This window comes from Providencia sp. PROV032, assembly GCF_028484875.1.
In the GTDB taxonomy this organism is placed as follows: Bacteria; Pseudomonadota; Gammaproteobacteria; order Enterobacterales; family Enterobacteriaceae; genus Providencia; species Providencia rettgeri_E.
In genome coordinates this window covers 134,909-147,410 of sequence record NZ_JAMPSX010000010.1, presented here as the reverse complement: position 1 = coordinate 147,410, position 12,502 = coordinate 134,909, and the positions used below count along the sequence as shown (strand labels likewise).

At 38.7% G+C, this 12,502-nt stretch carries 11 protein-coding genes; all 11 read right to left on the bottom strand.

Going from position 1 to position 12,502, the window contains the following annotated elements:
• Positions 1-56 precede the first annotated feature (56 nt).
• Complete coding sequence (gene umoD / locus PSF42_RS09480) at positions 57-653, bottom strand: UmoD family flagellar biogenesis regulator (RefSeq protein ID WP_125891191.1); 597 nt, start codon at positions 651-653, stop codon at positions 57-59.
• Positions 654-1,236: 583 nt separating this feature from the next.
• Positions 1,237-2,541, bottom strand: coding sequence for an NAD(P)/FAD-dependent oxidoreductase (locus tag PSF42_RS09475; protein ID WP_125891192.1), 1,305 nt, complete (start codon positions 2,539-2,541; stop codon positions 1,237-1,239).
• 410 nt (positions 2,542-2,951) lie between these two features.
• Entirely contained in the window at positions 2,952-4,571 is a 1,620-nt protein-coding gene (locus PSF42_RS09470; RefSeq protein ID WP_272679902.1) for a bifunctional metallophosphatase/5'-nucleotidase, read from the bottom strand.
• A 33-nt stretch (positions 4,572-4,604) separates the two neighbouring features.
• The gene (locus PSF42_RS09465) at positions 4,605-5,957 is read right to left on the bottom strand and encodes an OprD family outer membrane porin (RefSeq protein ID WP_125891194.1); all 1,353 of its coding nucleotides are present in this window, start codon (positions 5,955-5,957) and stop codon (positions 4,605-4,607) included.
• A gap of 1,391 nt (positions 5,958-7,348) precedes the next feature.
• On the bottom strand, positions 7,349-8,368 hold the full coding sequence (gene nagZ / locus PSF42_RS09460) for a beta-N-acetylhexosaminidase (RefSeq protein WP_272679901.1): 1,020 nt from the start codon (positions 8,366-8,368) through the stop codon (positions 7,349-7,351).
• A 64-nt stretch (positions 8,369-8,432) separates the two neighbouring features.
• Positions 8,433-9,305 carry a phosphotransferase gene (locus PSF42_RS09455; RefSeq protein WP_272679900.1) on the bottom strand — a complete coding sequence of 291 codons (873 nt, stop codon included), beginning with the start codon at positions 9,303-9,305 and terminating at the stop codon, positions 8,433-8,435.
• Positions 9,298-9,876 carry a penicillin-binding protein activator LpoB gene (gene lpoB / locus PSF42_RS09450; protein ID WP_272679899.1) on the bottom strand — a complete coding sequence of 193 codons (579 nt, stop codon included), beginning with the start codon at positions 9,874-9,876 and terminating at the stop codon, positions 9,298-9,300. Before lpoB ends, PSF42_RS09455 begins: the two co-directional genes overlap by 8 nt.
• 2 nt (positions 9,877-9,878) lie before the next feature.
• Entirely contained in the window at positions 9,879-10,271 is a 393-nt protein-coding gene (locus PSF42_RS09445) for a YcfL family protein (RefSeq protein ID WP_272679898.1), read from the bottom strand.
• A gap of 27 nt (positions 10,272-10,298) precedes the next feature.
• A complete protein-coding gene (gene hinT, locus PSF42_RS09440) occupies positions 10,299-10,649 on the bottom strand; it encodes a purine nucleoside phosphoramidase (protein WP_272679931.1) in 351 nt (116 codons plus the stop codon).
• 40 nt (positions 10,650-10,689) lie between these two features.
• On the bottom strand, positions 10,690-11,481 hold the full coding sequence (locus PSF42_RS09435) for a metal-dependent hydrolase (RefSeq protein WP_125891199.1): 792 nt from the start codon (positions 11,479-11,481) through the stop codon (positions 10,690-10,692).
• Positions 11,482-11,493: 12 nt separating this feature from the next.
• Entirely contained in the window at positions 11,494-12,486 is a 993-nt protein-coding gene (gene holB / locus PSF42_RS09430) for a DNA polymerase III subunit delta' (protein WP_272679897.1), read from the bottom strand.
• Between the last annotated feature and the right edge of the window lie 16 nt (positions 12,487-12,502).

Sequence of the window (12,502 nt, the reverse complement as noted above, 5' to 3'; positions counted from 1 at the left end):
AAATGATAAAAGGCTACTCTTGTAGCCTTTTATCTCTATAATATTTATAGAAAAAATTATTCCATAAAGCCAAATGTATTTTTATTCGGTTGCAGTTCTAAGACTACTGATGCGTTTTTTGTGATTGGTAATTCATTTTGCTGTAGGCAATAAAAGGGTAATAACTCTTTTATATCACTGCGAATGGTTTCACATACTGAATTAGATGATGTTAATACTAGGCGCCCTTCATCATCTAATGGAATAAACATTGATGGTGCATAGGATGTTCTAACTTTTCCAATATTTTTACCTATTTGGTACACAACATCATACCCAATAACAACTAATTCCATTTTTTGTGTCTTCACACAGGTTTGATCTTGCATATCAAACAGCGATGGAAAGCCTTTCCCTTGCAGCGCTTCAATCATGAAAACCATTTTGCATTCACTTTGCGCAGGATGAAAGCGAGAAAGAGACTGTTGATTAAAAGAACCTAGAACCCCAGTAACTGTACAATTTTCATACTCCACAAGGCGATTGGATTGGATTGGTTCAACAGATAAAACCGTAGCCAACTTAATTTCAGGGGCTCGGTTGAATAAAGCCACGAGCAAGACAATAAGGAATACCACTACTGTTGCTAATAACAACTTAAATTTTAGCTTCATCGCGTTAACCCTTATTAAAATATGCCGTATCTATTGTAACCACTACTCAGAATAATTCGATAATTACGTACTAATCGTATTGTTTTTTAGAATTATCTTAAGTCATCATCAAAAAACGGTTTATTATAACTGTTTTGGAAAATAGAAACTTTACTATTAGTGTAATTTCACAATTCTATTAGAGGGGGATTGATATAACCATTAAAATCAATAAGATACACTAAGATCTCATTCATTTTTCAACTTTTCGTTATATAACCAAATTTACACCTTAATTATTTATACCCTAGGTATTTAATATACTAATCACTTATTTTATATTAACGCCTCGATTTAAATTTGATTTAGATAAAATATATGAATAAGCAATAATGGCAATATACTCGATATTTAATCTATTACTCTTGATCTAAATAGTTTTTCTATGCAATATTTAATACAGATAAATCTTGACAGATTTAGTTAATATATTTTATTAATGGCATATTTATCATTATAAATATAAGAAATAATGCACCTGTTATACGAATACACAGGTGCATACCGCTACTAAAACCTGATTAAACAACTAATTAGTAATAAATTAGTGCAATTTTAACTTCGGTCGAATAATTCGGTTAATACTACCAACAAGCATCATTAGCCCAGTTTTAATATAACCATGTAATGCAATTTGGTGCATACGATATAAAGAAATGTACACAAAGCGTGCAATGCGTCCCTCTACCATCATATCCCCACGCATTAAATTACCCATCAAGCTACCAACGGTACTAAAGCGAGATAGTGATACTAATGAGCCATGGTCTTTATAAACATACTCTTTTAAAGGCTTATCTTTCATTAATGCGACGATATTATCATAACAAAGGCTAGCCATTTGATGGGCTGACTGCGCCCTTGGTGGCACAAAGCCCCCTTCTGGCTTAGCACATGATGCGCAATCGCCAATGGCAAAAATCATATCATCACGAGATGTTTGTAACGTTGGTTTTACCACCAATTGGTTAATGCGGTTGGTTTCTAACCCAGCGATATCTTTCATGAAGTCAGGTGCTTTGATCCCTGCAGCCCAAACCATGAGGTCCGCATAGATTTTACCATCTTCTTTCGTATTCAAACCATCTTCATCAGCACTGGTCACCATGGTTTTTGTCAAGACATTCACACCTAGCTTATTAAGTTCTTGGTGAGCTGCACTTGAAATTCGAGGAGGCAAGGCCGGTAAGATACGTTCGCCAGCTTCGACTAATGTCACATTCAATGCATCCGTATCTAACCCTTTGAAGCCATAACTGGTCAGTTGCTCAACTGCGTTATAAAGTTCTGCTGATAACTCAACGCCCGTTGCACCGCCACCAACAATAGCAATATTAACGCTCTCTTCTGCGTTATCACGCACTGAATAACGTAAAAAGAGATTTAACATTTCGTCATGAAAACGATGTGCTTGATGTGGATTATCTAAGAAAATACAGTGTTCTTTGACGCCAGGTGTACCGAAATCATTCGACGTACTACCTAGTGCCATCACTAAAATATCGTACTCTAATTCACGCAGAGGGACTAATAATTCGCCGTGCTTATCATAAAGCTCACCGAGAACCACTTTTTTATTTTCACGGTCAATATTGGTAAGCGAACCTAACTGGAAATTAAACGCATTATGGCGTGCATGAGCCAGATAGCTTATCGCATCGACACCATCATCTAACGAACCTGTTGCCACTTCATGTAATAGTGGTTTCCATAAATGACTTGGGTTGCGGTCAACCAAAGTAATTTGTGCGCGTTTTTTACGGCCTAACTTGCGGCCTAAACGTGTTGCCAGTTCTAATCCGCCAGCACCACCGCCGACAACGATGATTTTGGGTTGAGATAAGGTCATAAATCCCTCGAAACAAAATATATTAATGTTATTTAAGGTTTCTCACCTAGAAAAGTCTTATATAACAATAATTAGCCAAGCTATCTTCCATTCCCATTAGAATATCATGCGTGGTCTATTGGTAATACCAAATATTGATTCATATCAATTTAGTTGATTATTATGACTACTATCACATTCGTCAAATCATTTTTTCTTCCGAACGAATCGAGTCAGCTTTTTGGTATTCATATCAATCAATTGTTTAAATCCACATAAACCATAATGATAATGAGAACTATTATTCTATCATTTTTAAATTGGTGTGTACTATCAATTCCCTGCTGTTGAGCTAAACCTACACAAAGCACAAAAAAAAACTCCAAGGATGAAAAGCACCCTCAGAGTTTTTAATTAAATATTAAATTTTATTATTTAATTTTCTTGATACGCACATCCGTAGGAACTGAAACGGGTGAGTTATCTTTAAAATATTGCATTAACGCTTCGTTATCTGGCAGGCTATAAACACGGTCTTTACCTTGGTTGAAGGCAGAGAAACGGCTGCCACCCGTTGCTAAGAATTCATTCGCAGCAACACGATAGCTTTTGTTCATGTCTAACGGCTTACCGTTTAATTTCATTGATTTTTGAATAACTTTGTCACCCACTGGGCGGCTGTCGTCCCACTCGTAATAAAAACCTTTAGAAACAGGCATGACTTGTGGACGAGCACGATCCCATTGCTGTTCAAGCGCTTGTTTAATTTGTGCACCTGTTAGCGACTGTGTGACAACCACGTTAGAGAATGGTTGGACTGTGAAAATATCACCATACGTCAATTCACCTGCTTTCATGTCAGCACGAATACCGCCACTATTCATAAATGCAATTTGAGCACCGCCCGCTTCTTTGCTGGAAGCTGCATATAATTGACCATCAGCAATAATCTTACCTAAGGTAGAATCCCCTGCTGGTAATAATTTTTTATCCACATTAGCCGTCAAAGACCCCATCACTTGTTGAGAAATAGGTAACGCAATTTTTTCGTATTTTTGTACGAACGTGGTTAACTCAGGGTTTTTCTCATAGCGACTCGTCTCAACAGGGATATTTTTTGCATTTATGCTAACAATATCTTTCGTGTTTCTATCAATCTCAATATTTAATTGAGACAATAAAGTCCCGTTAGATTGGGCAGAAATCACAGTCATCCCATTGATTTCACAATTGTAAGCTTGGTGTGTATGACCACTAACGACAAAGTCTACCGCGCTATCTAATTGTTTGACGATATCAACAATTGGGCCTTTGATATTATCGCAACGGTTAATATCTTTAACTTTTGTATCAACTTGTTGTGTTGCGCCTTCATGGATCAGAACACCGATACTGTTAATACCTTGTGATTTTAATAATTTCACTTGGTTATTAATAGTTTCAACTTCATTTTTGAATTCTAAACCTGCGGTTCCACTTGGTGTTACGATAGCCGGCGTACCTTCTAACGTTAAACCAATAAATGCCATTGGAACACCATCAAACTCTTTAATAAAGTAAGATGGGAACAGTGTTTCACCAGTTTCTTTAACAATAACGTTGGCTGCTAAGTAGTTAAAGTCAGCCCCTGAAAAGGAATCTTTACCCACACAACCGGCCGTTGGGTGACAGCCACCATTTTGCTTTCTCAGCAGCTCTTCTTTACCTTTGTCAAACTCATGGTTACCCACTGCACTGGTTTCCATACCAATCGCACTTAGCGCTTCAATAGTGGGTTCGTCGTAGAACATTGATGACAATAGTGGGCTTGCGCCGACTAAATCACCCGCGCCTACAACGATAGTTTTATCATTTTGCGCTCTTAATTGATTAACCAGTGTCGCAATTGACTCAATTCCACCTAACTTACCATCGCCCGGTGCTTGTAGAGCGCCATGGAAGTCATTTATACCAATGACTTGTACTTTTACCGTATCCGTATTTTTGGAAGCACAACCCGCCAAAAGTGCACCGGAAATGAGCAGTGTGAGTAATCCAATTTTGTATTTCATTTATCTTACCTTTTAATCCTTTTCAACTATCGGCTACATTTTGAAACGATAAGTCGTTGTCATTGAACCAGATAACGAGTGTGCGCGACGTGATTGACCATCATATAATTTTGGGGTCGTGTAGTCGTTTTCCTGACGATGGTGCCAGCCCAGACCCCCACTTAACGAAACAGAAAGATTTTCAGTTGGTTTCCAATAACTAAACAGACCAAACTGACCTTGTTTTAATCTTTCACCTTCATATTTAAATTCTGAATAGTTAGTACGTGCGCCAACAGAAAGCTCTTTACTAATACGATACTCTGCGGCCATAGCGACCATGGTTTCACCATCACGTACGTAGTCGATATCTGCATAAGCTGGGGAGTTAAAACGGCCACGCGTGTTACCAATTGGGTTACGTGCAAATTGTCCGACGCCGTTCGCTTTTTTCGCTTGGGTGTAAGTTAAGCCTGTGCTTAGCGTCCAAGGCGATTCTGGGATGCGCCATTCTGCCGTCCCTGCATAGTGCCACGCACGTTTGTCAAAATTACGCTTCCCTTTTTGTTTATCGGTTTCAGTACGTTTACCGTCACTACCGTATTCATGGTTATAGATTTGTGTACCAAGTGTCACATCTGAAGTCAGTTTATATTTTGCTTCTAAACCTTGTTGACGGAATAAATCATCGGCTTGACCATAGAAATAATAAACTTTCAATGGCTTAGTATTGTAGTTAATCCCTCCCGTGATGACATGATTAACATTGTGTCGAACACCGTTAGCATCAGTAAAATACATGGCATCAATATTTGGGCTATCACGACGCATAACTTTTTTATCGAGATATAATAAGTCCAAACTCCAATCACTGATCGCCGTATTCGTGTAGTAACCGCTATAGCTGTTCAATGATAAGCGCTGTGAATTCGTGAAAATACCCGTATTTTTCAGTGTAAACCAACCAGCCTTGGCATTAAATTTTACAGGTTCAAGGTCAAGTTTTATTTTTGCATAACGTTGACCAATTTTGTTATACCCTTTCGCATGGCCATCATCGTTATATAAAATTGCACGGGAGGCGAAGTCTTTACTTGCACCCAACTTGATACCACCGTAATAAGATGCATCAAAACCAATGACATCTGCGAAATAACCTGATTTGAAATCTGCTTGGAAGTTTTGCCCCCAAGCATTTGCGACTTGTTTTCTATACCGGTTTTCGTTTTTATCAAAACGGTTTTCTGTTTTTAAGTATTTCCACATGTTGCGGGTTGACAGCTCGAGTTCCGAATCCGCAATGAATGAGTTTTCCTTGATAGAATTTTCCCAGTTGCTGGCATTTGCCATTGCTACCGCTAAATAGCAAGGAGAAAGCATTAATAACGCAATATTTTTAACTTTCATTGGAATAAACCTAGTTAATGATTATTTGAATTAATTTTATGCTGTGCCATGTTTCCATGAACAACAAAACACCATTTTTTATTTTTAGCTTAATAAAACAATTTCACTTAAAGACAAACAGACACATCCATTTCAAACACATAAGTCATTTTAAATATAAAATTCAATACAGTATTTCCCTGTATTTGTGTTTACTTATTACTATGAATAGAAATATTCCTTATAGGAATTCCAAAGTACATTATTGAATCAATAGCGATAAATACTCATATTTGGTGTTTGTTTAGCTTAAGCCTCACATTACGGTACTGTATTTACCGACACCGCATTAATTCATTAAGAAAAAACTTTCACTCTATTTTTTATGACAAAGTGTTCCCCTGAGAAATAATCATCTCAAATAAATTTGAATATTTAACTTAAAGTGCAACCATTAAATTGCTGTTTTTTTAAACTGATTACTTATCGCTCTAAATTGTCATAAATCTTTCATAATATGAATGCTATCGTAATTTTATGTCAATTAAAACGATCGCTGTCACAACACGTTACATAAGTTGCATTAAACTACCCACCAACAGTGATCACAATCACACTTCATTTTAGGGGAATTTAAGGTATAAACCTTTATTTTGGATAGGGTTTCAGAATCAATTCATTTATAACCAGTTAAAACATAAATTTAAATGGATATCTGCAAACTGCTTTCTTTATAGATATAAAGAGTAATGAATAAAATATAACCTAATAAAAATTTTCACATGAATACATACTGTTTGTAGATATATATTCAATCCACAATTATTCTATATAGCACATCACAAGAGAAAGTACATTTCCCTACAGGCCAATTGCAATCAAGTAAATCTCGGATAAATGATAAATATTATTTAGCTATCAAATGTTGTTTTACTTATCTTACTTTTCATTTATTTAAATTTTCTTTAACTTTTGAAAGTAACCTATTTCATTATTAAATGGCTCAAAGTCATATTGGACGCTTTTAATCGCATGAAAAGCAAGTTGCAATGCAAATTATTAGTTAATTATTTCATATAAACTAAAAATACAAATACCAATAAGTCAAACTATCAACAATTTCACTTTTTTATTTCAAACAATGAACCTTAAAATGATTAAATCAATAAAATACTCTCTAATTATTTTAGAGAGCAAAATAAATATTGATTGATTTTTATCTAATACGATTAGATATATTATTGTGATTAACTGTGCAATTATTGATAACGTTACGGGTAACTTTTAATATGAGCAATGATATCACCATCTTCTTTATGAAAAATAGTACCCCTTTGTTATGCGTATTTATGCAAAAAAAAGCCAGTAAATAAAATACTGGCTTTTAGATATACTAAATGTAATCAAAATTATTAGCGGTGTTCTTGCCAACGCTCATGCAAATCAACCAGTTGCCGATGACTTTCTTTCCAACGCTCAACGGCCTGTAATTCTGTCAAACTGTATTGTCGGCCACTATGATATAGCTTAGAAGCTTGGCTATCATATTGCTTCGGTAAGTTATCTAAAACACTAACGGCACCTTCACGGTTATTACAAACTAAAATCATGTCACACCCCGCATTCAGTGAGGCCTGTGCTCTCTCAGGGTAACTCCCCATCACTGCCGCGCCTTCCATAGATAAATCATCAGAGAAAATGACACCATGAAAACCAAGTTGCTCGCGCAATACCGATTTTAACCAAAATGGTGAGCCGCTCGCAGGGCGGTCATCAGCTTGGGTATAGATAACATGGGCTGGCATAACTGCATCGAGTAGCTCTCGTTGAATAAAGTCTTTAAAAATCAGCATATCTTTACCGCGGATCTTCTCCAAAGCACGATCATCCCGAGGTGTTTCTTTATGCGAATCGGCTTTCACTGCACCATGACCAGGGAAGTGTTTACCTGTCGTTTTCATCCCTGCACTGCGCATACCTCTAATAAAACGCTCCGCCATAACCATCGCAATCTCTGGGTCTTCGTGGAATGAACGTTCACCTATCGCAATGCTTTGATGGCCAAGATCCAAAACAGGTGCAAAGCTAATATCAATATCCATGGCTATCATCTCTGATGCCATTAACCAGCCTGCCTCTTCAGCAAGCTTAGCGCCATCCATCTCACTATTGAGTGCAGCAAATGCTTGAGCTGAAGGCAATGCGGTGAAACCATCACGGAAACGTTGTACTCGACCGCCTTCTTGGTCAACGGCTATCAGCAACCGGTGTCTTGATGCATCACGAATTTGGCGAACAAGCTCTCGTAATTGTGCTGCGTCATGAAAGTTACGGGTAAACAGTATTAAGCCCCCCACGGATGGGTGAGCCAATATTTCGCGCTCTTCGTTGTCCAATTCATAACCCTGAACATCTAGCATTATAGGACCCATAACATGCCTCACTTATTAAACTAATTAACTTAATCCGATACTGTTTTCTGATAGCCTTCGGCCATCAACCTAATAAACCAAAATATTGTCGTAATGGTTGTGAGTGTAACAAAAAGTCCGATGACTGGCTTTCATGCCACTGCACTTCATACCACATTAATGTCATATATTTTACCCAAGGTGCCCATAATTGACAGCTTTCGGCCAATTGCTGTTTGTCTCGATAAGCACCGTGAATGTCACAATATTGCGTCAAGAAAAAATCTCGCTGAATATCACTCAGACCATTAAATTGAAAATAGGTTTCTAAAGAGAATGCGATATCTGTATTGGCCGCATATTCCCAATCCAATAGCATTAAACGCCCTGCTGATGTGCAAACAATATTTTTAGCATGGATATCCATATGGGCAGGGGCAAGTTTTAGCGTCTTAGGGAAGTCTGCAGAGGTAAAATGACGATGTAATTTTTTCCAACGAGGTGAAAAACGTTTTTTATCGATTAAATAGCCATAATGCGATATTTCATCGCAAAGTTGTAAGCGATACCCCAACAGTGGCGCCCGATGTAATTGTGCGACTATATTCGCAAGCTCACACTGAAAACTAGGCAGCAAAAAAGCTTTATTATCAGGATGTTGCCCTTCACACCATCCGAGTAATAACCATTGTGAATTTCGGCCAATCACTTTCGGCGTAAAGGAAAAAGCGCGTAATTGCTGTAATATTCGCGCTTCTTTCTTTCGATTAACATACAACGCGGTTTGTGCAGTTCCATCCGCACGCGCGATAAGCTTGACTTCGCTGCCAGGCAAAAAACATTGCAGCAAATAACTTCCACCTGACAGCCCTGTGAGTGAGGATATTTTCCAATCTCGCACAGAGATTGTAGGAAAGCACGCCACTAACAGTTGATAAAGTGACTGCGAGTTACTCAATATTGTGTTTTCCAGTCCAAATAATTTCGCCTGTTTGCACTTCCATTAATTGCATTTCAAGGCTTCGTTCTTTGTTTGAACCTGACATCACACTGTAAATGACATAATCCGCTTGGACATAGCGGCCTAACCCAATGGCTTTGCTACGGGTTACCAAGCTGTCTTCTTGAGATAAACCGAGCGTCTTACGCGCAGACCCCACCACACTGGCAGGAACAACTTTAAAGCGATTTGTATTCTCAACCGCAGTTGTCATGGCTGATGTCACCGCTTGCACAGGTAGTGAACCGTTCGTATTATTTTTCACTGAATCAACTAACAGGACTTTGCCATTTTCAACACCATCCGCACTCGCCATTTGATTAACTAAAGGCGTAATAGATGCAGACCAATCTATTGTTTGCTGTTTTGGTGGAGTTGGAACAACATCAATGGGTGGTGGCGTTACTTCAGGTTGTTTTTCCGGCTCTATTGGTACAATCGGTGGCTGAGTACCAGGTTGTTGAGGTGGATATGAAGGGCACCCAGCCAAAATTAATGTAGCGGCAGCAACCATTAAGATGCGTTTCATTATTACTCTCCGGCCTTTGGCGATAAAAATACATGAACACGTACATTTGTTGCACGTGGAGAGGAAGTCGCAGCATGAACTTTCGCAACGGAATTCGCTGCAATCTGCTGATACAAGGTATTTGAAGTCTCCACTTTTAACCCTTGCTTATCATACCAATATAAACGATAAGCAATATTCACCACTTCAGATTGAGTATTACTCATATTAATCGTGGCAATGGTTTGATGGTTTTCACTACCTATCACTGGGTTTTCGACAATGATACCTTGCGCGAGTACTGCTGGCTCCATAATGATGCTTTGTTGCTCATTAAAAACCAGCCCTTGTGTCTTTTTAAAGATGCAACCACTTAGCAACATTGTTACCAAAGCAAGTAATGCAATACGGTTCATTGTCGATCCCTTATCCCTTATTACTCATTACTTAGCCAATAATGGCCCTAATGGACGACCACCCACTAGATGCATGTGGATATGAAAGACTTCTTGCCCCGAATGTTCATTACAGTTCATGATTAAACGGTAACCATTCTCTGCAATACCTTCTTCTTTAGCAATTTTAGCTGCAACAGTAAACAAACGACCTAACGCAAGTTCGTCATCCGCAGTGACATCATTGACAGTTGGAATTAATTTATTAGGAATGATAAGAATGTGTGATGGTGCTTGTGGTGAAATGTCACGAAATGCGGTGACAAGATCATCTTGGTAAACCACGTCTGCAGGGATCTCGCGACGGATAATTTTACTGAAAATCGTTTCTTCTGCCATTTCAATTTCCTTAGTCATTTAATCGTTCTTGTGAACTCATTTATACGTTACCTGTACCGACATTTAAATGAAACAAACGATTGAAGTTTTGCGTCGTAATTTCAGCGAGCTGTTCAACACTCACTCCCTTCAATACTGCCATATATTCAATGACATCCCGAACATACGCAGGTTGGTTTTCCCTACCACGATGAGGAACAGGAGCTAAATAAGGTGAGTCGGTTTCAACTAAAATGCGGTCTAAAGGAACAACTCGAGCGGCTTCTCTAATTTGTTCTGCGTTACGAAATGTGACGATCCCTGAAAATGAGATATACATGCCTAAATCGAGTAACTCCACCGCAGTATCTCTATCTTCGGTAAAGCAGTGCAATACTCCGCCACAATCCATCACCTTCTCTTCACGTAGAATGGATAAAGTATCTTCTCGTGCTGCACGAGTATGCACAATCACCGGTTTATTAACTTCGCGACCAATGCGAATGTGCTGGCGAAAAGATTCTTGCTGCAGCAGCGCATTTTCTTGCTGGTAATAGTAATCCAGCCCGGTTTCCCCTAACGCAACAACCTCATTTCCTGCCGCTAATTGTGCTAATCGCGCGAAATCATATCCTTCGTCTAAATTAAGAGGATGGATACCACATGAAAAAGCGATATTGTCTCGCATACCAATCATTTTCTTCATGCTTTCAAAACCATGCAACGTCGTTGCAACGGCTAACATAAAGTGAACATCACGAGCCGAGGCCTTTGCGATAACATCGTCGACATTTGTGTGCAATTTTTCATAATCTAAACAGTCGAGATGACAGTGTGAATCAACAACAAACATATTTAACTCTTTTTAAAATGTAGGGACAGCCAGTGAAGCTTCCCATTGTAATAATTGATTTGTCAGGATCAGTTCCTGATTCAGTGCAGGAACTGTCATTAATTGATGACGGCAGTATAACCACTTATCATACATATTTATTAACTGGGTGCGATTCATAGCACCAGCTAATTGCATAACTTGAGCTTGCTGATCTTGGTTGATGCAAAAAGCCCCAGCACCTTGTTGAATTTTAATTGCATCCGCAAATAGACTAAGTAGCCAATTTAAGGCATCTGTGACCTCGTCGATATTCAAACTAGGCAGCAAACTCAGCATATCACCCGTATGCAATGCGTGACTTAAACTATGGCACAGTGCATTACGTTTTTGCCAACGCTGTTCGTCCAATAAGGCCAGTGCAGAAATTGGCGCACCTTGGCATATTTTTAATGCCGTTATCGCATTTTCAGTCGCAATACCCGGTTTTTGCTTTTGAAGCCAGTAAAGTGCTATTTGTAGATCGGGCGCGGATAAGAAATGACTTAGGCAACGGCTGCGAATGGTCGCTAGCAAATTCTCTTGTTTATCACTTCCAAGTAAAAAGTAAGTGTCCTTTGCAGGCTCTTCCAATGTTTTCAATAAGGCATTCGCTGCTGCATCTGTCAATGCTTCAACCTGTGGGATATATACCACTTTATTGCCACCTTGCTGAGCATGGCGACTTAAGGTTTCAATTAACTTCCTAACCGCATCAACGCTAACAGTAGACTTTCCTTTTTCTACTTCAATAATGTGATAATCAGGATGGTTACCTGCGAGCATCAAACGGCAACTATGGCACTGCCCACAGCTTTTTAACCCGTCTCTTTCTTGGCAAATAAGCCAACGACTCAAACCATAGCACAGCGCTTGCGCCCCATTTCCCGGTACCGAATGAAGCAGTAACGCGTGGTGGCCTCGACCGCTTTGGTACGCAGTTATGATTTGTCGGTAAGGTTCATTTAACCAAGGATACCAATTCATGGGATTAATACCTTAT

Coding starts and splice junctions, on each gene's coding strand:
- umoD (WP_125891191.1), bottom strand. CDS start 653: ATGAAGCTAAAATTTAAGTTGTTATTAGCAACAGTAGTGGTATTCCTT.
- PSF42_RS09475 (WP_125891192.1), bottom strand. CDS start 2,541: ATGACCTTATCTCAACCCAAAATCATCGTTGTCGGCGGTGGTGCTGGC.
- PSF42_RS09470 (WP_272679902.1), bottom strand. CDS start 4,571: ATGAAATACAAAATTGGATTACTCACACTGCTCATTTCCGGTGCACTT.
- PSF42_RS09465 (WP_125891194.1), bottom strand. CDS start 5,957: ATGAAAGTTAAAAATATTGCGTTATTAATGCTTTCTCCTTGCTATTTA.
- nagZ (WP_272679901.1), bottom strand. CDS start 8,368: ATGGGTCCTATAATGCTAGATGTTCAGGGTTATGAATTGGACAACGAA.
- lpoB (WP_272679899.1), bottom strand. CDS start 9,876: ATGAAACGCATCTTAATGGTTGCTGCCGCTACATTAATTTTGGCTGGG.
- PSF42_RS09445 (WP_272679898.1), bottom strand. CDS start 10,271: ATGAACCGTATTGCATTACTTGCTTTGGTAACAATGTTGCTAAGTGGT.
- hinT (WP_272679931.1), bottom strand. CDS start 10,649: ATGGCAGAAGAAACGATTTTCAGTAAAATTATCCGTCGCGAGATCCCT.
- PSF42_RS09435 (WP_125891199.1), bottom strand. CDS start 11,481: ATGTTTGTTGTTGATTCACACTGTCATCTCGACTGTTTAGATTATGAA.
- holB (WP_272679897.1), bottom strand. CDS start 12,486: ATGAATTGGTATCCTTGGTTAAATGAACCTTACCGACAAATCATAACT.